18 protein-coding genes and 1 tRNA gene are annotated in these 21487 nt (G+C 67.2%); 8 read left to right on the forward strand and 11 right to left on the reverse strand.

The window, feature by feature from the left end:
• Positions 1 to 51: 51 nt before the first annotated feature.
• From AC07VH_RS20455 to AC07VH_RS20480, 6 genes are all read right to left on the reverse strand, one after another.
• Positions 52 to 1446 carry an efflux transporter outer membrane subunit gene (locus AC07VH_RS20455; RefSeq protein ID WP_494787813.1) on the reverse strand — a complete coding sequence of 465 codons (1395 nt, stop codon included), beginning with the start codon at positions 1444 to 1446 and terminating at the stop codon, positions 52 to 54.
• Entirely contained in the window at positions 1443 to 2630 is a 1188-nt protein-coding gene (locus AC07VH_RS20460) for an HlyD family secretion protein (protein WP_494787814.1), read from the reverse strand. The genes AC07VH_RS20455 and AC07VH_RS20460 overlap by 4 nt, the downstream gene beginning before the upstream one ends.
• The gene (locus AC07VH_RS20465) at positions 2617 to 4311 is read right to left on the reverse strand and encodes an MFS transporter (protein WP_494787815.1); all 1695 of its coding nucleotides are present in this window, start codon (positions 4309 to 4311) and stop codon (positions 2617 to 2619) included. The genes AC07VH_RS20460 and AC07VH_RS20465 overlap by 14 nt, the downstream gene beginning before the upstream one ends.
• Positions 4312 to 4499: 188 nt before the next feature.
• The gene (locus AC07VH_RS20470; protein ID WP_494787816.1) at positions 4500 to 6911 is read right to left on the reverse strand and encodes a catalase; all 2412 of its coding nucleotides are present in this window, start codon (positions 6909 to 6911) and stop codon (positions 4500 to 4502) included.
• A 240-nt stretch (positions 6912 to 7151) separates the two neighbouring features.
• A complete protein-coding gene (locus AC07VH_RS20475) occupies positions 7152 to 7505 on the reverse strand; it encodes an ElaB/YgaM/YqjD family protein (protein ID WP_475414807.1) in 354 nt (117 codons plus the stop codon).
• 332 nt (positions 7506 to 7837) lie between these two features.
• Positions 7838 to 8251, reverse strand: a complete 414-nt coding sequence (locus AC07VH_RS20480) for a DoxX family protein (RefSeq protein WP_494787817.1) — start codon at positions 8249 to 8251, stop codon at positions 7838 to 7840.
• A 184-nt stretch (positions 8252 to 8435) separates the two neighbouring features.
• Between AC07VH_RS20480 and AC07VH_RS20485 the strand changes: the two genes are divergently transcribed.
• The 3 genes from AC07VH_RS20485 (at position 8436) to AC07VH_RS20495 (ending at position 10979) form a co-directional block, all read left to right on the forward strand.
• Positions 8436 to 9419, forward strand: coding sequence for an alpha/beta fold hydrolase (locus AC07VH_RS20485; RefSeq protein WP_494787818.1), 984 nt, complete (start codon positions 8436 to 8438; stop codon positions 9417 to 9419).
• 172 nt (positions 9420 to 9591) lie between these two features.
• Positions 9592 to 10326, forward strand: coding sequence for a sensor histidine kinase (locus tag AC07VH_RS20490; RefSeq protein WP_494787819.1), 735 nt, complete (start codon positions 9592 to 9594; stop codon positions 10324 to 10326).
• 8 nt (positions 10327 to 10334) lie between these two features.
• Positions 10335 to 10979, forward strand: a complete 645-nt coding sequence (locus AC07VH_RS20495; protein WP_494787820.1) for a response regulator — start codon at positions 10335 to 10337, stop codon at positions 10977 to 10979.
• Positions 10980 to 11002: 23 nt separating this feature from the next.
• On the opposite strand, the gene AC07VH_RS20500 is transcribed toward AC07VH_RS20495, so the two are convergent.
• Both AC07VH_RS20500 and AC07VH_RS20505 read right to left on the reverse strand, forming a co-directional pair.
• Entirely contained in the window at positions 11003 to 11284 is a 282-nt protein-coding gene (locus AC07VH_RS20500) for a XapX domain-containing protein (protein ID WP_070310324.1), read from the reverse strand.
• A gap of 72 nt (positions 11285 to 11356) precedes the next feature.
• Complete coding sequence (locus AC07VH_RS20505; protein WP_035828118.1) at positions 11357 to 12043, reverse strand: hydrolase; 687 nt, start codon at positions 12041 to 12043, stop codon at positions 11357 to 11359.
• 199 nt (positions 12044 to 12242) lie between these two features.
• Between AC07VH_RS20505 and AC07VH_RS20510 the strand changes: the two genes are divergently transcribed.
• Positions 12243 to 12875 (forward strand): response regulator, encoded by a 633-nt coding sequence (locus AC07VH_RS20510; RefSeq protein WP_494787821.1) that lies wholly within the window; start codon positions 12243 to 12245, stop codon positions 12873 to 12875.
• Here the strand turns inward: AC07VH_RS20510 and AC07VH_RS20515 are convergent.
• Both AC07VH_RS20515 and AC07VH_RS20520 read right to left on the reverse strand, forming a co-directional pair.
• Positions 12849 to 15923, reverse strand: a complete 3075-nt coding sequence (locus AC07VH_RS20515; protein WP_494787822.1) for a sensor histidine kinase — start codon at positions 15921 to 15923, stop codon at positions 12849 to 12851. The two genes, AC07VH_RS20510 and AC07VH_RS20515, sit on opposite strands and share 27 nt — an antisense overlap.
• Positions 15924 to 15931: 8 nt before the next feature.
• Entirely contained in the window at positions 15932 to 16630 is a 699-nt protein-coding gene (locus AC07VH_RS20520) for a YoaK family protein (protein WP_070223540.1), read from the reverse strand.
• A gap of 244 nt (positions 16631 to 16874) precedes the next feature.
• Between AC07VH_RS20520 and AC07VH_RS20525 the strand changes: the two genes are divergently transcribed.
• From AC07VH_RS20525 to AC07VH_RS20540, 4 genes are all read left to right on the forward strand, one after another.
• On the forward strand, positions 16875 to 18749 hold the full coding sequence (locus AC07VH_RS20525) for an amidohydrolase (RefSeq protein WP_494787823.1): 1875 nt from the start codon (positions 16875 to 16877) through the stop codon (positions 18747 to 18749).
• 10 nt (positions 18750 to 18759) lie between these two features.
• Positions 18760 to 19848 (forward strand): porin, encoded by a 1089-nt coding sequence (locus tag AC07VH_RS20530; protein ID WP_494787824.1) that lies wholly within the window; start codon positions 18760 to 18762, stop codon positions 19846 to 19848.
• Positions 19849 to 19932: 84 nt separating this feature from the next.
• The gene (locus AC07VH_RS20535; RefSeq protein ID WP_489629938.1) at positions 19933 to 20760 is read left to right on the forward strand and encodes an AraC family transcriptional regulator; all 828 of its coding nucleotides are present in this window, start codon (positions 19933 to 19935) and stop codon (positions 20758 to 20760) included.
• A 77-nt stretch (positions 20761 to 20837) separates the two neighbouring features.
• Positions 20838 to 21245 (forward strand): cupin domain-containing protein, encoded by a 408-nt coding sequence (locus tag AC07VH_RS20540; protein WP_489629937.1) that lies wholly within the window; start codon positions 20838 to 20840, stop codon positions 21243 to 21245.
• Positions 21246 to 21319: 74 nt separating this feature from the next.
• On the opposite strand, the gene AC07VH_RS20545 is transcribed toward AC07VH_RS20540, so the two are convergent.
• Positions 21320 to 21395, reverse strand: a tRNA-Thr gene (locus AC07VH_RS20545).
• Positions 21396 to 21487 lie beyond the last annotated feature (92 nt).

The raw sequence follows: 21487 nt of genomic DNA on the forward strand, positions 1-21487 counted from the left end.
GGTCAGAATATTACACTGGCGGCGGCGAACGGCCGCGCCGGACACGCGCCCCTATTGCGCCTTGGCCGACCAGCCGCCGCCCATGGCGCGGTAGAGGTCGACGGAAGCGACAAGGATGCGCGTCTTCAGTTGCAGCAGTCCCACGTCGGCGCTGTACAGGGTGCGCTGGGCGTCGAGTTCCTCCAGGTAGGAGGCGTAGCCATTGCGGTAGCGGTTGTGCGCGATGCGCAGGGTGTCCGCCGCCGCGGCGCGGCGCGCGTCGTTTTCCACGGCCTGCTGCCGCAGCCGGTAGATGGCGCCCAGGCTGTTCTCCGTTTCGGCGAAGGCGTTGCGCACCACGTTTTCATACACGTACACGAGCTGGTCGCGCTGCGCGCCGGCCGCATCCGTCTGCGCCTGCACCCGCCCGCCATCGAACAGGGGCCCGGCCGCCAGGGCCGTCAGGCGCCACAGGGCCGTGGGCGCATGCAGGAAATCGGTGAGCGTGGTCGCTTGCCCGCCGCCCACGGCCGTCAGCTTGAACGAGGGCAGCAGCTGGTCGCGCGTGGCGGCCAGGCTGGCATTGGCGGCCGCCAGGTTGTGTTCCGCGCGCGCGATGTCGGGCCGCCGGCGCAGCAGTTCGGACGGCAGGCCGGCCGGCACGCCAGGCGCGGCCAGCTCGGCCAGCGGCAAGCCGCGCGCGATGGGGCCGGGATTGCCGCCGACGAGGACGGCCAGCGCGTTTTCCTGTTCGAAGATCTGCCGCTGCAGCTGCGGCACCTGCTCGGCCGCCGCATGGTATTCCGATTGCGCCTGCAGCCATTCCAGGCGCGAGCTGTAGCCCACCTCGAACTGCTTGCGCGCCAGCTCGCGCGACTGTTCGCGCAGCTGCAGGGTCGATTGCGTCAGCGCCAGCTGCGCGTCGAGTCCCCGCAGGTTCAGGTAACTGGTCGCCACGCTGGCGGCGATCGACAGGGCCGCGGCATCGAGGCTGGCCTGCTCGGCGCGGTAGCTCTCGGCGGCCGCATCGCTCAGACTGGCCAGCCGGCCCCACACGTCGATTTCATAGCTGGCCTGCAGTTCCGCCTGGAAGACATTCGTCACATACGGTTTGCCGCTGGACGCCAGGGTGCGCGTGCGCGTGGGCGAACCGTCGAAGGCCAGATTGGGCGCGCGGTTCGCGTCGGCCTGCGCCAGGCGCGCGCGGTATTCCTGCACCCGGGCGCGCGCCACGCGCAAGTCGCCATTGCGCGCCAGCGCCTCGCCCACCAGGTCGCTCAAGACGGGGTCGCCGAAGGCTTGCCACCACAGCTGCTCCACATGGGCACCAGCCGCCGCAGGCGCGCCGATGGCTTGCGCGCGCCAGCCGGAAGGCAGCTGCAGTGCCGATGCGGGCTGCGGCGGCGCCTTGGCGGCGCAGCCGGCCAGCGCCAGCGCGGCGGCCATCAGCAGGTGACGGCGCTTCATGACTTGGCCTTCTTCGGTGCAGGCGGTGGCGCCGGGTTGTCCGCCGAGTCGTTCAGCACGGCCGACGTGTCGACGCTGACCACCACCGACATGCCGGGCACGAGCCGGCGCGCATTCGCCTGGCCCGGATCGATGCGGATGCGCACGGGAATGCGCTGGGCAATTTTGAGGTAGTTGCCCGTCGCGTTATCGGCCGGCAGCACGGAAAACTCGGACCCCGTGGCCGGCGAAATGCGCTCCACCTGGCCCGTCAGCACGGCGCCGTCGAGCGCATCGACGTGGAAGGTGGCGCTTTGCCCTTCCTGCACGCCGTTCATCTGCGTTTCCTTGAAATTGGCGATCACCCACATCTGGCGCGGCACCAGCGCCATCAGCTGCGCGCCCGAATTCACGTAGGCACCCTGGCGCACCGTCACCTGGCCCAGCTGGCCATCGGAGGGCGCCACGATGCGCGTGTTATCGAGGTCGATCTTCGCCGCCTTGACGGCCGCCTGCGCATTCGCCACGGCGGCCTCCAGCGCCTGCTTGTTGACCACCACGGAATGCACGCTTTGCTGGGCGATGTCGAGATTGGCCCTGGCCTGCGCCAGCGCGGCCGCCATCTGCGCCTGCGTGGCGCGCGACTGGTCGTGTTCGCGCTGAGACAGCGAGCCGTCCGCCACCAGCTGCTCCACACGATGGAGGTCGGCGCTGGCCTTGCTCGCCTGCGCTTCCGCGTTGGCCAGCGCCGCCTCGCTGACGGAAATGCCCGCCTGCGCGCTGGCCTTCTGCTGCGCCCAGTTCGACAGGGCCGCCTGCTGCGCCGCCAGCTGGGCCTGCGCCTGCTCGTAGCGCTGCTGGTAGATGCGGTCGTCGATGCGCACCAGCAGCTGGCCTTCCTTGACGTCCATGAAGTCCTGCACCGTCACTTCCACCACATAGCCCGACAGCTGCGTGCCGATGATGGTCACCTGCCCCCGCACGGTGGCGTTTTCCGTCGTCACGATGGGACTGGTGAACGGCGGCAGACGCCACGCATACAGCACGATCAGCACGCCCACCAGGGCCACGGCGGCAAAGGCCAGCGCGGACAGCCACTGGTGACGCCGGTCCGGCTGCGGCGGCGTACTGCTGGCCGCGGGCGCTGGCGCAACTGGCGTCGGTGCAGGGGTCGGTACTGGCGGCGTGGTGTTATTTTCTGTCATTGCTCGGTTCCGAATTGGTAATGGGGACGATGGCCATGGCCGTCTGCGCATCGCGCACGGGGCCGACCAGGCGGCGCGCGCCGGTGGTGATGCGGGTCCAGGACTGGCCGACCAGCATCCAGATCAGGGTGGCGATGGCGACGCCGGCGATCATCAAAAAGACGTCGTTGTAGGCCAGCACATTGGCTTCGCGCGTGGCGACGGCGCCCAGGCGGGCCACGCCCTGGGCGCTGCGCAGGGCCGGGTCCGTCAGGACGCCGCCATAGCTTGCGGCTCCGGACTGCACGCGCGCGGCCACCTGCGGGTCGAGCATGGTGAGGTGCTCGACCAGGTAGCTGGAATGGTATTTTTCGCGCGCCGTCTGGATGGTGCCGACGATGGCCGACCCGAGCAAGCCGCCCAGGTTCTGCGTCATGGTAAACATCACGGAAAAGCTCACCAGGTTGCGCGGTTCGGCGATCACGGCGCCCATGCCGGCCACCATGGTGGGACCAAGGAAATACGTGCCGCCAAAGGCCAGCAGGAACTGGCTGACATACATGTTGACGGGGCGCGTCTGGCTGGTGGCGTGCGCGTCGATGAGCGCGCCGGCAGCGATCAGCAGCAGCGCGAACATCAGCGAGCGGTGCAAGGTCGCCGGATTGATCGTCAGCGCGCTGACCACCAGGCCCGCCACGCTGCCCAGCAGGACCACGACGAACAGGTTCTGCATCTGATCCGTGTTCAGGCCCAGCGCCTGCAGGAAGCCCACGGCGCCCGTCGATTCGGACAGCACGATGCGAAACAGCAGCACAGATAAAAACAGCTTGGCGATCTTGCCCGTGGTGAGCCAGCGCGTGTTGAGCAGCGGGCGCGCGCGGTTATGCTCGATGGCCAGCGCGGCGGCGATCAGCACGATGGAAGCCGCCAGGCAGACGCCCACCCACTCCGATTCCATCCACCACGCCGTGCGTCCCTGCGCCAGCACAGCGCACAGCAGGGCCACGCCGGGCGCGAACAACATAAAGGTGAGGAAATCGAGCGGCTCGAAGGTCTGCACGCGGTCGCCGGGCGGCAGTTTCAGGGCCAGCACGCAGCCCAGCGCCAGCAGGGCCAGCCCCAGCTCGAACAGGTACAGGCCGTGCCATTCGCCGATCTGCAGCAGTTCGGATGTGAAGATGCGCGCCAGGGGCAAGGCCAGCTGGGCAAAGCCCAGGCCCAGCACCACGCCCTTCAGGCGGTGCCGCGCGGGAAACGCCTGCAAGGTGTAGTACAGCCCCAGCACGCCCAGCGCACCGCCCACCATGCCATGCGCGGCGCGCACGGCGATGGCCGACGGCAAGGTATTCGCATACAGGTGGGCGAAGGTGACGAGCGCATACAGCACCAGGAACGCTTCCGTAAACAGGCGCAGGCCGAACTGCTGGCGGAACTTCACCAGCAGCAGATTCATGGAGACGATGGTCATCACGTAGGCGGCCGGCAGCCACTGCATCTGGTAGGCATAGGCGGCCAGGGAGCCTTGCAGGTTCAGCAGATTGGCCGTCACCAGGCCGTTGCCGAGTCCCCCCGTCAGCGCGACGATCAGGCCGACGATGAAATACGCGACACGCTTGGGCGTCGAATGCTCGGGCATCGATGGCGACCCGGGCAAGGTCGGGCGTTCGCCCGGCCCCCAGGTGCGAGGTGTGTACTTGTCCATGCGGTAATCGCGATCCGGTTTGCTGAAGCCGTTCTTTGCTGCAGTGATAGAAATAGTTGCAAATGAACAGTTCTAGTCAGCAGCATATCATCGCAGGACGTTTTTATTGTTTACATTGTTGCGCGAAGTTGCGCACCATGACGTCAGCGGGGCAAGCCAGGCCTGCCCCGCTGACGCTCAAGCGGGCATCACACGCGGGGCGGATCCGTTTCGCGCGCAAACGCCCGGTGCGCGGCCAGTGCCTTTTTAAAGGCCGCCACGCCTTTCACCACGTCGCCCGCCGGCACGACGATGATGGCGGGGTCCGGCTTGCCATCGGGCAGGGTCGTCGGCACGCCGGCCTTGTCCAGCAAGCCCTTGCCGGCGCCGATGGCCAGCATCGGCTTGCAGTGGCGATACTGCAGGCGCAGGAAGTCGAGCGCGTTGGCGTCGCTGCCCAGCTGCTGCACGGCGCCCTGGCCATCCGGAACCACGACGGCGTCGAACAGCACGGACGGTCCCGTTTCGAGCGAGATTTCCACGTCGAGCGGCGCGCCGCCGCTCGTGTCGACTTTCCCCAGGTGGCTGCCCACCAGGCGCGGCACGGCGCCGTCGGCCAGCAGCGAAGCATAGATGCTGCGCACCTGCGCGCCATCGCTGCCCGGCCCCACGAGGATGGCCACGCGCAGGGTATGGATGCCCGTCTTGCCGGGACGGAAAAAGAGCGACAGCGACGGCGACGGCGGATACGTGGGAATCGGCAGCATGGACACGGGCGGCATGACGGGCGGCAGCGCCAGGCCCAGCGCATCGGCCAGGCGCTGCGCCAGGGTCTCGTCGACGTTGCGCAACATGGCGACGATGCGCTTGCGGATCGCCACCGTCTGCACCTTGCTCAGTTCAAAGCGGAACGCATGCACGATATGGTCTTGCTCGACCGGCGTCTGGCTGATCCAGAACAGACGCGCCTGGCCATAGTGCTCGGCGAATTTCTCGGGCTTGCCGCGCACCTTGTCGCCTTCGGTGGGCGCGGGAAAACTGTTGAACCCCTTCGCGCCCGCCTGGAACGGACAGCCGCCCGCCAGCGAATTGGGCTCGTAGGCGACCCGGCCCCGGTTGATGGCCTGGCGGTGGATGCCGTCGCGCTGGTTGTTGTGCACGGGCGCCAGCGGAGAGTTGATGGGGATTTCATGGAAGTTGGCGCCGCCCAGGCGCGTGATCTGCGTGTCGACATACGAGTGGATGCGCCCCTGCAGCAGCGGGTCGTTGGAAAAATCGATGCCGGGCACGATGTGCGCCGTGCAAAAGGCCACCTGCTCCGTCTCGGCAAAAAAATTGTCGGGATTGCGGTTCAAGACCATTTTTCCGACGGGGACCAGCGGCACCAGTTCCTCGGGAATCAGCTTGGTGGGGTCGAGCACGTCGAAGGCAAACGCCTCGGCCTGCGCTTCCGTGAAGACCTGGAAGGACAGCTCGTATTCGGGATATTCGCCGCACTCGATGGCTTCCCACAGGTCGCGCCGGTGGAAATCGGAATCGGCGCCGCTGAGCTTGACGGCTTCGTCCCACACCAGCGAGTGCGTGCCCGCCATGGGCGACCAGTGGAATTTGCAGAATACGGACTGGCCCTTGGCGTTCACGAGGCGGAAGGTGTGCACGCCGAAGCCCTGCATCATGCGGTAGCTGCGCGGGATGGCGCGGTCGGACATGGCCCACATCAGCATGTGCGTGATTTCCGGCGACAGCGAGGCGAAGTCCCAGAAGGTGTCATGCGCGCTGGCTGCCTGCGGCATGCCATTGTGCGGCTCGGGCTTGACGGCGTGGATCAGGTCGGGGAATTTCATCGCGTCCTGGATGAAGAAGACGGGGATGTTGTTGCCGACCAGGTCCCAGTTGCCTTCGTCCGTATAGAACTTCACGGCGAAGCCGCGCACGTCGCGCGCCGTGTCGGTCGAACCGCGCTCGCCGGCCACCGTGGAAAAGCGCACGAAGACGGGCGTGCGCTTGCCCGCCTTGGCGAACGGCGCGGCGCGCGTCAGCTTGCCTTGTTCCTTGTAGCATTCGAAATAGCCGTGGGCGGCCGAGCCGCGCGCATGCACGACGCGCTCGGGGATGCGCTCATGGTCGAAATGCGTGAGTTTTTCACGCAGGATAAAATCTTCCATCAGCGTGGGGCCGCGCAAACCCGCCTTCAGCGAGTTCTGGTTGTCGCCCACGGGCACGCCCTGGTTGGTCGTCAGCACGCAGCCGCTGTCGTCGCTGCGGGCGCCGTCGAGCGAGGCGTTACGCGCATTCTCGCCCAGCGCGGGCTGGCCATCGCCCGTCTTCGGCGACGCCAGCGTTTCGCCCGTGGTGCTGGCCGTGGCCAGCGCTTCGCCGGCCGCCACATGCACGCCTTCGGCCGGCGTGCGCGCCGCCTCGCCATACTGGCCGGCTTCCTTGGGATTATCGGCCATGGCGGCGGACAGCTGCTGGCCGGCGGCCGTCTTTTGCAGCAGCGCGCGGGTCACGTCATTGTCCGCGCCCAAGCTGTGCGGCGCATCGCCGTCGGATGGTCCGGACATGCTGCTCAAAACGGAACCCGCACCGTCCGTGGACGGCGTTTTTTTATTGGTAGCCATTACGTCTCCTGTGAGTAGTTTGCCCCGGGAGAACGCTACAACTCCCTCATTCAGCGCACGAACAGGGCAATCAAAATAATGATGGGAATAGGAATGCCAATCAACCACAACAAAATGGAGCGCATCATCACTCTCCTTTACTGCCTGCTACTACCTTGTGCGCGTGGGCGCCGCTCCGGCCCGCCATGAGGGCAGACCGGGCCAGCGCCCACGACAAATACTTCCAGGAAAGCGTAAAACTTATTTGCGCGAACCCAGCAGCTTCGACAGGCCATAACCGGCCGCCGCCGCAATCAGCAGGGACACGGCCGGGCGTTCGCGCACATAGCCGCGGCCCGTTTCGCCGGCGCGCTGGCAGGCGGCGCCCAACTGCTTGCCGCGCGCCATCAGGCGTTCCGAGGCCTTGCTGACGGTGTCGCTGACCTGCTCGATGCGGTCGCCCACCTGGTCCACGCCGTCATGGGCGCGCGTGGCGACCTTGTCGGCCAGGGGCTGGGCCTGGCTCGCCACCTTGTCGATGGTGCGGTGCAGATCCTGGCGGGTATCCTGGGCGGTGCCGTTCATCTCGGAGCTGGTTTTTTCAATCGCGTTCATGATGGTTTCCTTCAAAGGTGAATAAATCAACCATGCTCGATGCCGTGACCGAATCATGATTCTCCTCGCTTCCGGAAAAAAGAAGCGGCTAAACGCTGCCGGGCTGAGCCATATCAAATGCTGGATCAGCAGCAAGCTGTTGGCACCACCTTAACCGCGCCCGCCGCCCGCCACCGTGCGGTGCCACACGTTGAAGCACAGACTTAAATTCCTGATGGAAATAACAATCCCCGCCGGCCTGGTGGGGCGGACGGGGATCGGGGTGAAATGGTGTTATTTAGGCGTAGGTCGGGTTAGCGGAGCGTAACCCGACACATCGTTGACATCACCGCTTACGCCCGCAACCGCGCATCGAGCGAATAGCGTCCCGCGCCACTGATGGCAATGGTGCCGAAGACGATGATCAGCAGCCAGCCGAACTGGCCGTCGGCGATGCTCCAGTCCGGGTGCACGAGCAGCATCGACACGCCCAGCAGGAACAGCAGGGGCAGGCAGGCCAGGCGCGTCAGCAGACCGGCGGCGACCAGCAGCGGGCAGAGGATTTCCGCGAACAGGGCGCAGTACAGGGTGGCGGCGCGGCCCAGGTGCAGCGGGTCGTCGATGTGCGCCAGTTCCTCGGAAAAATGCAGCAGCTTGGGCAAGCCGTGCACGTGCAGCACCAGCAGCGCGCCCGCCACGCGCGCAAACAGCAGGCCGGCATCGGGTAAGAAGGGGCCGGCCAGCGCCGCCATCCAGTGTTTCTTCATGTTCGCTCCAGTGGGAAAGGCAGGCGGCGCGGCGCGCCGCCGCCAGCCATCATAGGCAGGAGGGAGACCCGGCGCGACTGGTCTTTTGGCAGAGGCGCCGGCGCGCGCGAAGGCCTAGACTGGCCGCTGCCATCACTGGTCCAGGCCCTAAGCGGCCCCTCCCCCATCCCCGAAGGAAAGCATCATGTCGAAGAAAATCGAAGCCGAAGAAGTCAACTCCCGCCGCAAGCTGCTCGTCAGCGTCGCCGGTGTCGCCGCCGGCGCGGGCCTGCTGGCCGCCGGTGGCGCCAGCGCCGCCGCCAAGCCTGCCGCTGCCGCTGCCGCCGCCGCGCCGGGCAAGCTCACCGTCAACAAGGTCACCGTCAAGGACGGCACCGTCATCCATTTCAAGGACTGGGGCACGGGCACGCCCGTCGTCTTCAGCCACGGCTGGCCCTTGCAGGGCGACGCCTGGGAAGACCAGATGATGTTCCTGGCCAGCCACGGCTACCGCGTGATCGCGCACGACCGCCGCGGCCATGGCCTGTCCAGCCAGCCATGGCAGGGCAATGACATGGATACCTACGCCGACGACCTGGCCACCCTGCTTGACGCGCTCGACATCAAGGGCGCGACCCTGGTCGGCCATTCGACGGGCGGCGGCGAAGTGGCGCGCTATATCGGCCGCCATGGCGAAAAGCGCGTGGCCAAGGCCGTGCTGGTGGGCGCCGTGCCGCCGCAGATGGTCAAGTCGGACACCAATCCCGGCGGCTTGCCGATGTCCGTCTTCGACGGCATCCGCGCCGGCGTGCTGGCCGACCGTTCGCAATTCTTCAAGGACCTGACCGTGCCGTTCTTCGGCGCCAACCGTCCCGGCAACAAGGTGTCGCAAGGCATGCGCGACACTTTCTGGCTGCAGGGCATGCAGTGCGGCATCAAGAACGCCTACGATTGCATCAAGCAGTTTTCCGAGACGGACTTCACGGCCGACCTGAAGAAAGTCTCCGTGCCGACCCTGGTGGTGCACGGCGGCGACGACCAGATCGTGCCGATCGACGCTTCCGGCAAGGCTGCTGCCAAGCTCATCAAGAACGCCAAGCTGGTCATCTATGAAGGCGCGCCGCACGGCTTGCCGGCCACCCACAAGGACCGCCTGAACGAAGACTTGCTGGCCTTTATCAAGTCCTGATCCGCTCTTTGCTTCCCGCACCGCCGGCCCGCCCGGCGGTGTTTCCTGCCCCTGCCTTGCAAAAAAACCGTCCGCCTCCCCCATTCGTATAAGTGCCCTGGCGACGATGCCATGCATACTTGTTGCAATGCGGCATACGCCGCGACAGCACAGGAGCACGGCGATGGCCAGCATGCATTCTTTACCTCAGCAACAAGACCCCGGCCTGGCGCAGGCACAGCGCATGAGCGGCATGAGCGGCATGGGCGAATTTGCCGCATCGGTCGCGCACGAGGTGCGCCAGCCGCTGGCGGCCATCGCGCTCAACGCCGATGCCGCCTTGCGCTGGCTCGACCACGATCCGCCCCGCCTCGATGAAGCGCGCGCGGCGCTGGCCCTGGTCGCCAGCGCCGGCAGCCATGCCAGCGCCGTGCTGCGCAGCGTGCATGGCCTGGCCTGCCATGCGCCGGGCAGCCACGCGCATTTTGTCGCCGACGACGCCGTGCAGGAGTTGCTGCCGCTGCTGCGCGCGCCGCTGCTGCGCCACGCCATCGACCTGCAAACGCGGCTGGCGCCGGGCCGCCCGCTGCTGCATGCCGACCCGGTGCAATTCAGGCAAGTCGTCCTGAACCTGCTGATGAACGCCATCGAGGCCCTGCAGGGCACCAGCGGCCGGCCGCGCACGGTGCTGCTGTCCTCGCACCTGGATGGAAGCGTGCAGCATTTCAGCATCGCCGACAATGGCGCGGGCATCGCGCCGCAGGCGGCCGCCCGCCTGTACCACGCCCGTTATTCCAGCAAGCCGGACGGCATGGGCATGGGCCTGGCCATCTGCCGCCGCATCCTCGACGCGCATGGCGGCCGCCTGTGGCATGCGCCCGGCGCGCCGCACGGCAGCGTCTTCCACTTCACCCTGCCAGCACCATGAGCACAAGCATGCACATGCTCCGCGACGACGACACCCCTATCTCGCTGCTGATCGCCGACGACCACCCGCTGATCCTGGCCGGCCTGGCCTCGCTGATCGCGTCACTGCCCGGCTTGCGCTTATTGGGCCAGGCCGGCACGGGCCGAGCCGCCGTGGCGCTGTACCGGGAGCTGCGGCCCGACGTGGTGCTGATGGATTTGAACATGCCGGAAATGCATGGCGTCGAGGCGATCGAGCGCATCTGCGCGGACGATGCGCAAGCGAAGATCGTCATCCTCACCACCTACCAGGGCGAGGACAGCGTGCACCGGGCCCTGCGCGCCGGCGCGCGCGGCTACCTGCTGAAGGATGCCGGCTTCCTGCAACTGACGCAGTGCATCGGCCAGGTGGCCGCCGGCAGGCACTACCTGCCGCCGGAACTGGCGGCGCAGCAGGCAGGCCGCATCGAGGCGAACCGCCTGTCGAAACGCGAGCACGACATCCTGCTGCACCTGTCTGCGGGCAAGAGCAACAAGATGATCGCGCGCAGCGCCGGCATCGAGGTGGGCACCGTCAAATTTCATGTAAATAATATTTTGACCAAGCTCAACGTATCAAGCCGCACCGAGGCGGCCACGGTGGCCGCCCGGCGCGGCTTGCTGGGCGCGTTCTAGCGTTTTGACTCGGCAGGCGGGGTTCAGGCGGCGCCGTCGTCCTGCTGCTGCGACTGGGCCTTGGCCAATGCCGGCTTGGCTTCCACGCCGCTGATCTTCGGCACGCATTCGCTGCGCAGCCACGACACCGTCACGGCTTCGCCCGCCATCAGGCGCTTGACGCTGGGGACGATCTGTTCGCCGATCAGCATGCCCAGCAGGCCGATCAGGGCAATGGCTGGCGGCGCCGGCGAACGTACCTGCAGGACGGCGTAGATGATGCCAACCAGCAAGCCCACGGCCAGCGAAATCACATATAACTTCATGGCGCATTCCTTTCGATGAAAAAAACGCCGCGCGCGGTCAGGCGCGCGGCGCATGGCATGGCCGCGCGGCGTTTATTTGGCCGGCACCGGCGCCAGGGTGGCGTGTTCGCCATGGATGCGCTGCGGCGCCTTGTGCACCATCGTGTAGGCGTAATCGACGCCCATGCCGTAGGCGCCCGAATGTTCGCGCACGATGGCCATGACGGCGTCATAGGTCGCCTTGTGGGCCCAGTCGCGCTGCCATTCCAGCAGCACCTGCTGCCACGTCACGGGCACCACGCCGGCCTGGATCATGCGCTGCATGGCGTAGTCGTGCGCTTCCTTCGAGGTGCCGCCCGATGCATCGGCCACCATGTAGATCTCGTAATCGCCTTCGAGCATCGCGCACAGGGCGAAGCTGTTGTTGCACACTTCCGTCCACAGGCCCGAGACGACGACTTTTTTCTTGCCGTTGGCGGCCAGCGCATCGCGCACCTTCTGGTCATCCCACGAATTCATCGAGCTGCGCTCGAGGATATCCTTGCCCGGAAAGACGTCCAGCAGTTCCGGATAGGTGTGGCCGGAGAAGCTTTCCGTTTCCACCGTGGTGATGATGGTGGGGATGTTGAACACCTTGGCGGCCTTGGCCAGGCCCACGGTATTGTTTTTCAGCGCCTGGCGGTCCATCGACTGCACGCCGAACGCCATTTGCGGCTGCTGGTCGATGAAGATGATCTGGCAATTGTCGGGGGTAAGGACTTCCAGTTTCGGATTGGTCATGATGTCATCCATGAAGAGTGGGGTTGAGTGGGTACTGCCGTGCATCGTATGCCTGGCGGCGTGCCCGCACCACTATCTAAATATAGGCTCCCCCCGAGCAATCCCCCTCGGCAGGCTGGCAGGCGCTGCGGTAAAATACCTTTTGCTCACCATCTTCCGACGACTCTTGATCGATCACTCCTCTTTGCCAGGCAACGTCATGCGCAGCGATGCGGCAGCGATACGCGTCCTCATCGCCGACGACCACCAGTTGCTGCTCGACGGCATCGCGGCCCTGCTGCGCGCCTTTCCCGGCGTGGCGCTGGTGGGCCAGGCCACCGATGGCCAGCAGGCGGTGCAGCAATTTGATGCGCTGCAGCCCGATGTCATGCTGATGGATTTGCAGATGCCGCGCATGAGCGGCCTTGACGCCATCGGCGCCATCCGCGCGCGCCATCCGCAGGCGCGCATCATCGTGCTGACCACCTACAAGGGCGACACGCAGGTGCTGCGCGCCATCCGCGCCGGCGCGTGCGGCTATGTGCTGAAAAGCGCGCTGCGCCACGAATTGCTGGCGGCGATACAGAACGTGCACGCGGGGCGGCGCCACATCACGCCCGAAATCGAGGCGGAGCTGGCCCTGTATGCCTGCAGCGACGTGCTGTCGAACCGCGAACTGGACGTGCTCAAGCAAGTCGCGCAAGGCAATTCCAACCGCGAAACGGGCGCCCTGCTGCAGATCAAGGAAGAAACCGTCAAAGCGCACATGAGCACCATCCTGGCCAAGCTGGGCGCCAGGGACCGCACCCACGCCGTCACCATCGCGCTACGGCGCGGCATCCTCGACGCCTGAACGGCGCCAGCGCTGCCACCAGCGTCGCAACGGCCCGTGCGCCGCCGGCCAGGCGCGCCGCGCCGGCACCCGCAGGCGCCACTGCGTGCCGCCCCCGTCGCGCCCGTCCACGGACAGGCGCGCGCCGAGCCGGGCGGCGCGCTCGCGCATGCCGGGCATGCCCCAGTGTCCGGGAATCTGCCCGTTCGCCGCCACCACCGGCGGCAAGCCCTGGCCATCGTCGCGCACGACCAGTTCGATGCCGCCGCGCGCATGGCGCACCGCCACCTCGACCACCTGCGCGCGCGCGTGCTGGAAGGCATTGCGCAGCGCTTCGCTGGCGATGCGATAGATTTCGTGCGCGGCGCGCGCATGCAGCATGCGCGCCTCGCCCTCCTCCGCATAGCGGAACACGATGCCGTGCTGCGCCGCCAGCCGTTCGCCTTCGCGCCGCAGGATGGCGCTCCAGCGCGCGCCGGCATCGTCGCCGGCGCGCAAGTCGTGCACGTGGTCGCGCCCCTCGCCCAGCATGCGGTCGGCGTCGTCCAGGGCGCGCAGCATGGCGGCGCGCGCGGGATCATCCTCGGCGATGGCCATGCTGGCATTGTGAAAGTGCAGGATCATCGCCTGCGTGCCCTGCAGCAGGGTATCGTGCAGCTCGCGTGCGATGCGTTCGCGCTCGGCCTGCTGCGCCTCCATCCGCACCCGCAGGCGCGCGGCGTGCCGGCCCAGCCGCCAGCGGTAGGCGCCGTACGCGGCGGCCAGCAGCGCCGCCGCGCACAGGCTGCGGAACCACCATGTCTGGTAGAAGGCGGGCAGCACGCGGAACGGCAGTTGCGCCACCGTGCTGTCCACGCCGTCGCCATTCGCCGCGATTAGCTCGAAGCGGTAGCTGCCCGGACCCAGGCCCGTGTACTGCGCCAGACGCCGGCCGCCCGCCTGCTGCCACTGTGTATCGTAGCCGTCGAGCCGGTAGCGGAACTGCAAACGCTCCGGCGTGCCCAGACTGGCGGCGTTGTAATGGAATTGCACGTCGCGCGTGCCGGCCGCCAGTTGCAGGCCGGCGCTTGCGGCTGGGTCGACGCGCCGGCCGTCCGCCAGCAGCGCGCCGATTTCCACGCGCGGCGCCGGCAAGGCCGCAAGCGCCTGGCGCGGATCGATCCAGAACGTCGCGCTCTGGCGCGAAAACCAGATCCTGCCATCGTCCGCTTCGGCCACCGAGCGGTTGTGCAGCATGCCGATGCTGCCGTTCAAGCCATCGACGGCATCGTACGAGGTGGCGCGCATGACATGGGCGGCGTCGCGCAGCGCCAGGTCCACTTGCGCGGCGGGGATGTGCGCGGCGCCGCTGCCGTGATTGAGCCACAGGCTGCCGTCGCGCGCGCGCAGCAGGCCCACCACGCCCTCGGTGGCGCTGGCCGGCTCGCTGCGCAGGGCGACGAAACGGCCGCCGCGCCACAGCGCCACGCCACGCTGCCCGCCCGCCCACACCTGCCCGTGGTATTCGATCAGCATAGGAATCTTGCCCAGGTCCAGGCCCTGCGCGGGGCCGAAGGCGTGCAGCCGCCCCTTTTCCAGCATGGCGACGCTGCCATCGGCATACGACAGCCACAGGCGCCCGGCCGCGTCGGCCAGCAGCGCCAGCGGCACTTTCGCGCCGCCATCGGGCAGCAGCGGTTCGCGCCGCCAGGCCCCGTCGCGGTACTGAAAAACGCCGGCGCCGCTGAACACGCCCCAGATGCTGCCATCGGGCGCGAGCACGCCGGCGCGCATGCGCTTGAGCGCGGCCGCGCCCGATGGATAGGCGATCGTGCGCAGCACGCGCCCATCCGCGCCGGCCAGCTGCTGCAGGCCGGCGCGGGCCGCCACCCACAGGCCGCCCGGCGCTGCCAGGATGGCGCTGACGGGCCCAAGGCGCGGCGCGCGCAGCACCGTGCCGTCGGCCCGCGCCAGCAGCAGCGGCCCCAGGACGTCGTCGCGCGACAGCCACATCGCGCCTGCCGGTCCGGTCAGCATTTCCTGGGTACGGAACACTTCGGCCACGCCGGGCGCGGCGCGCGTGCGCAGGACCACGGGCGCGGCCTGGCGGAAACGGTCCAGGCCGCCATACGTGGAAACCCAGACATTGCCTTCATTGTCGTCGCACATGGAGCCGACGAGGACATTGCTCAGGCCATCGCGCGGCAGGAACGATTCCGTGTCGCTGCTGATGCCCAGCTGCCCCGGCGCCAGCGCGCCGGCGCTGCGCGTGCGGTGCAAGCCGTACTGGCTGTCGAACCACAAAGTGCCCGCGCGGTCGACCAGCATGCTGCCGCTGGTGCCGCTGGTATCGCGGTAAATCCACCGATGATCGAGCTGCTCGTAGCGTTCCAGCGACTCGATGATGCGGATGCCGCGCATCTCCAGCAAATAGATGCGGCCGTCCGGTCCCTGCTGCGGCGGCGCGCGCAGATCGAGCCGGCCGATGGGCGGCGCGAAGCGCGACTGCGTCGCCTGCCATATGAACAGGCCTTTTTCACTGAACACGGCGACGCGGCCATCGCGGTCGGCAAACACGGCGGACGCCTTTTGCGCCGTGTAGCCCTGCGCCGCTCCCATCGTCTGCCAGCGCCGGCCATCGAAGCGCGAGATGCCGGACACGCCGGCCGCCCACACGGCGCCGTCGCCGCCGATGGCAAAGCCCCAGATGGCGCCCGCCTGCACGCCCTGCGGCTCGGCATAATTGCGCACCACCCCATCCTTGACGTGGCTGATGCCGCCCACTTGCCAGCCTATCCACATGCCGCCGTCGGCGGCGCGCTTGAGCGCCAGCGCCACCGTGTCGGGAAAGCTGCCCTGGCGCGCACGCACGGGCTCGAAGCGCAAGCCGTCGAAACGGCGCACGCCCGCATGCGTGCCCAGCCACAGGAAACCGTCATTGCCCTGTGCCATGACGATGATGTCGTCGGGCGCGCCGTCGCTGGCCGTCCAGCGCGTGTGCTGCAGCTGACGGATGCCGCGCGCGGCATCGATGGCCAGCCCGCAAGGACTGGCCAGCATGAACATCAGCCACAGCAGGAAGGCGCGCATGGCGGCCGTCAGGACACGGGCACGGCGGTCCGACCGCTACGCTGCTCCACCACGATCAGGCCGCCCAGCAGCACCAGCGGCACGGCCAGCGCCGCGAAACCGAAGACCAGGTAGCCAAAGCCGGCAGCGATGGCGCCCAGCGCAAAGGCCAGCAGCGGCCAGAAGAACTTCCCGCAGCGCGCGCGCGTACCCCCATCGGCCGCGCCGCGCAGCACGTCGACGGTGTCGAGCACGATCTGCGTCACGTTCCCCGTCATCATGGAGGTGGGCGCCAGATGCGCCAGCAGCAGACGGCTGGTGGCGCTGTGCACGCCCATGGCGGCCGTGCCCAGCAAGCCGGCCAGCATCGCCAGCGTGCCCACCTCCTTGCCGAGCGGCTCGGCCAGCACGCCGAACACCATGAAACCGGCCAGCAAGATCCATTGCAGCAGGAAGGCCAGCGTCAGCGCCGGACCGCCGCGGCGCTCGATGGCCAGCACCATCAGGCGCGTGACGACGATGCCGGCGATAAAGGCGGGAAAGGCGAGGATTTTCAGCAGGATGGGGATGCGCGTCGGTTCGGCCAGCGCGGCGCCGATCAGCACGAAGTTGCCCGTGACATGGGCGGTAAACAAGCCGAACAGGGCGATGAAGCCCAGCGTATCGACATACCCGGCCAAAAAGCCCAGGCTGGTGCCGTATAAACGGCTGTGTGGTGCTTGATCCATGAGGACTCCCTGCGATGCGGTAAACCGCGATAAAAAAATGCATCCGGACGCATGCCCAGCCGCCAATGCCGGCATGGTAAGCCATGTCGCGCGCCGCCGCACCCGTCCTTAGACCAGTCGGCGCGCCGCCATACCTGCCATACCTGATCTTTTGGCCCGTGTCCGCCTCCCGGGCCCTGGGCTACACTGGCCGCAGATCCTGGCCGCGCCCCGGCCTCCCGCATTGCCACCATGGAGCTGCATCATGACCGAACCGACCCTTTCCTCCGCCGCGCCGCTGATACTGATCAACGGCTGCTTCCACACCGTCGACAAGTCGTGCCCACAGGCGAGCGCCGTGGCCATCGCCGACGGCAAATTCCTCGCCGTCGGCGATGCCGACGACGTCATGCGCCACCGCAAGCCGGACAGCCGCGTGATCGACCTGGGTGGCCGCACGGTGATTCCCGGCCTGAACGACTCGCACCTGCACCTGATCCGCGGCGGCTTGAACTACAACCTGGAACTGCGCTGGGAAGGCGTGCCATCGCTGGCCGACGCCCTGCGCATGCTCAAGGAGCAGGCCTTGCGCACGCCGAACCCGCAATGGGTGCGCGTGGTCGGCGGCTGGAACGAATTCCAGTTCGCGGAAAAACGCATGCCCACCCTCGACGAAATCAACGCGGCCGCGCCCGACACCCCCGTCTTCATCCTGCACCTGTACGACCGCGCCCTGCTCAACCGCGCGGCCCTGCGCGTGGTCGGCTACGACAAGAACACGCCGAACCCGCCCGGCGGCGAGATCGTGCGCGATGCATCGGGCAACCCGACCGGCATGCTGATCGCGCGGCCGAACGCGATGATACTGTATGCGACCCTGGCCAAGGGCCCGACCTTGCCGCGCGAACTGCAAGTCAACTCCACGCGCCAGTTCATGCGCGAATTGAACCGCCTGGGCATCACCAGCGCCATCGATGCGGGCGGCGGCTTCCAGAATTATCCGGAAGACTACGCGGTGGTCGAGGAACTGGCGCAAAAGGAGCAACTGACCATCCGCATCGCCTACAACCTGTTCACGCAAAACAAGGGCCGCGAACTGGAGGATTTTGAAAAATGGACGGAGATGGTCACGCCGGGCCAGGGCGACGATTACTACCGCCATAACGGCGCCGGCGAAATGCTGGTGTTTTCCGCCGCCGACTTCGAGGATTTCCTCGAACCGCGCCCGGACCTGGCGCCCGGCATGGACGACGAACTGGAAAAGGTGGTGCGCCACCTGGTCTCCAAACGCTGGCCCTTCCGCCTGCACGCCACCTACGATGAATCGATCGACCGCATGCTGACGGTCTTTGAAAAGGTCAACCGCGATATCCCGTTCGACGGCCTGCACTGGATGTTCGACCACTGCGAAACCATCACGCCGAAAAACATCGACCGGGTCAGGGCGCTGGGCGGCGGCATCGCCATCCAGCACCGCATGGCCTTCCAGGGCGAATACTTTGTCGACCGCTACGGCGCGGAAGCGGCCAAGGCCACGCCGCCGATCGCCCGCATGCGGGCCTCGGGCGTGCCCGTGGGCGGCGGCACGGACGCCACCCGGGTCGCCAGCTACAACCCGTGGACGGCGCTGTACTGGCTGGTATCGGGCCGCACCGTGGGCGGCTTGCGCCTGTACGACGCGGGCAGCCGTTTGTCGCGCGACACGGCGCTGGAACTGTGGACGGCGGGCAGCGCCTGGTTCTCCAGCGAGCAAGGCAAGAAGGGCCGCATCCAGGAAGGCATGCTGGCCGACCTGGCCGTGCTGAGCGCGGATTTTTTCAGCATCGATGAAGAGGCGATCAAGTCGATCGAATCGGTGCTCACCATCGTCGGCGGCAAGATCGTCTACGGCCAGGCGGAATTTACCCATCTGGCGCCGCCAGCCATCCCCGTGCTGCCCGACTGGTCGCCCGTGAAAAACGTGGCCGGCCACTACCGCGCCGCGCCGCCGCAAAAGACCAGCGCCATGCAACAGCACCAGTGCCAGGGCGCCTGCGGCGTGCACGCCCACGCCCACGACGTGGCGCGCAAGAGTTCCGTGCCGGTCTCCAGCCACTCCGGCTTCTGGGGCACGCTGGGGTGCAGCTGCTTTGCGTTTTGAGAGCATGGTGATGCATGTATTCTCATGCGCTGCCGGCGCCCTGGCGCTGGCGGCCGCCCTGCCCACCCAGGCGCAGGAAAACGTGCAGCTGTACGGCCGCCTGAACGTGGCGCTCGAAGCGCTACACTCGTCCGGCAGCGGCGACAGCGTGCGGCGCCTGTCCAACAACCGCTCGGTACTCGGCTTTCGCGGCAGCGAAGACCTAGGCGGCGGCTGGCAGGCGCTGTTCCAGGTCGAGGGCACGCTATCGCCCGACACGGGCGCCGGCAGCCTGGCCGCGCGCGACACGCGCGTCGGCATTGCCGGCCCGTGGGGCACGCTATTTGGCGGCAACTGGACCCTGCCCTACAACAGCGCCACGTCCATGCTCGACCCGTTCTACCCCACCACGGCCGGCTACATGAGCTTGATGGGCAATGGCTCCGCCTCGAACGATAGCAATACCAGCAACACATACTCGTTCGACCGGCGCCAGCAGAACAGCCTGCATTACTGGACGCCGCAGTGGCAGGGCTGGTCGCTGCGCGTGGCGCTCGGCATGGGGGAAGAGCGGCCCGCCAACGGCGCGCATCCGGCACTGACCTCGGCCGCATTGATCTACGACGGCGGCGTCCTGTACGCCACCCTGGCGCGGGAAGACCATCACGACTACCAGGGACGGGGACTGACCGACCAGGGCAGCAAGCTGGCCCTGGCCTGGAGGATCGACAGTGTCACGCAGCTGGCGCTGGCGCTGGAAAACCTGCGCTACGCCACTGCCACGGGTGAGCTGCACCGCCGCACGGCCTACTTTTCCGCCACGCGCCAGTTCGGCCGCCATGGCCTGCGTTTTGGCCTGGCGCATGCCCAAAACGCCAGCGGCAGCGCGCTGGAAAGCATCGGCACGGTGCGTGCGGGAGCGGATACGGGCGCCACCCACGCCACCGCCGGCTACGACTATCAGCTGTCGAAACGCAGCAGCCTGTATGCCTACTACACGCACCTGGCCAACGGCCGCAACGGCATCGCCGACTTTGCCATCAACAGCCTGGGACGCGATGCAGCAACCAAGGGCGCCACCTTGTCGGGCGTGGCGCTGGGAATCCGGCATAATTTCTGATTCGGTGGTTTTCGTGGACAGCCCCGCGCGCGGCGGGTACAGTCAGCAATCGGCAACCAGGGCGGGCATCCACGGACAAACATCATGAAGCGAGCAGCAGCGCCAGCGCGCAGCGACTGGGTCAAGTGCGCCGAACCGGTACAAGGCGTCGAACGCATCGAGGCATGGTTCAAGGGCAAGGCCTATGCCATGCACCGCCACGACACTTACGCCATCGGCCGCACGCTGGCGGGTGTGCAGCGTTTCAGCTACCGCCGCGGCCAGCGCGACAGCCTGCCCGGCAATACCATGATCCTGCATCCGGACGAGGCGCACGATGGCCAGGCGGGCACCGACGCCGGCTTCCGCTACCGCATGCTGTATATCGAACCGGCGCTGTTCCAGGATGTGCTGGGCGGACGCGCGCTGCCCTTCATTGAAGGCGGCGTGTCGACCGATCCCCGCCTGGCGGCGGCCACGTCCGCCTTGCTGCCGCACGACGGCCGCCCGCTCGAAGCGCTGGAACAGAGCGAGGCGCTGGCCGAGCTGGCGCATGCGCTGGCGGCGGCGGCCGGCACGCCGGCGCAGCGTCCAAAAGGCGACTTCCTGGCGGCGCGGCGCGCACGCGACTACTTGCAGGCGCACTGCACCCACGCCGTCACCCTGGCGCAGCTTGAAGCGGCAACGGGACGCGACCGCTGGAGCCTGTCGCACGACTTTCGCGTCTTCTACGGCACCAGTCCGTACCGCTATCTGACGATGCGGCGCCTGGAAATGGTGCGGCGCCTGCTTCTGGCAGGCAGCACGCTCGCCTCGGCCGCCATGGCCGCGGGATTTGCCGACCAGAGCCACATGACGCGGCATTTCCTGAAGACCCATGGACTGACGCCTGGCCGCTGGCTGCGCTACGCCAGCGGCATCGGCCAGGACTGAAAACACCCACGATCGTTCAATACGGCCGGCAAGCGCCTGCGTATTCTGGCTGCATCGCCACTTGAACGGAGCACAGCATGACTATCACCACCACGCGCGGCCAGGGCCGGTCCATCGACCTGGCCGGCAAGGTCTCCCTGTTAGAGGGGCACTGGCAGCCGCGCGTCATCGCCGAAATGAATGACTACCAATTCAAGGTCGTCAAGGTACTCGGCCAATTCCAGTGGCACCGGCACGCCGATACGGATGAAACCTTCATCGTGCTGGACGGCGAATTGCGCATCGCCCTGCGCGGCCCTGGCTACGCGGAAAGGCACGCCATCGTGCTGACTGCCGGCCAGATGGCCGTGGTGCCCAAGGGGGTCGAACATAGACCGTGCGCCCTCGCCGAAACCCGGCTGCTGCTGATCGAACCGCGCGGCGTGGTCAACACGGGCGACGGCGACGCGGGCGAGCGCACGGTGGAGAACGATCAGTGGATTTGAAGCAGGAAAGATAACAGTGACAAAAACAAAAAACCCGCTGACTTTTGCAAGTCAGCGGGCTTTCTGATGAAACCTGGTGCCGTTGGCCGGAATCGAACTGGCGACCTTCACATTACGAATGTGCTGCTCTACCAACTGAGCTACAACGGCGAAGACCCACATTCTACAAACAATGCACAAAATTTGCTAGTGTCAACGCGAACTTTTTTGCATTTTTTTAGCGGCCCGGCTGCGGGCCGCTG

The sequence above is a fragment of the Janthinobacterium sp. GW821-FHT03C10 genome (genome assembly GCF_059420865.1).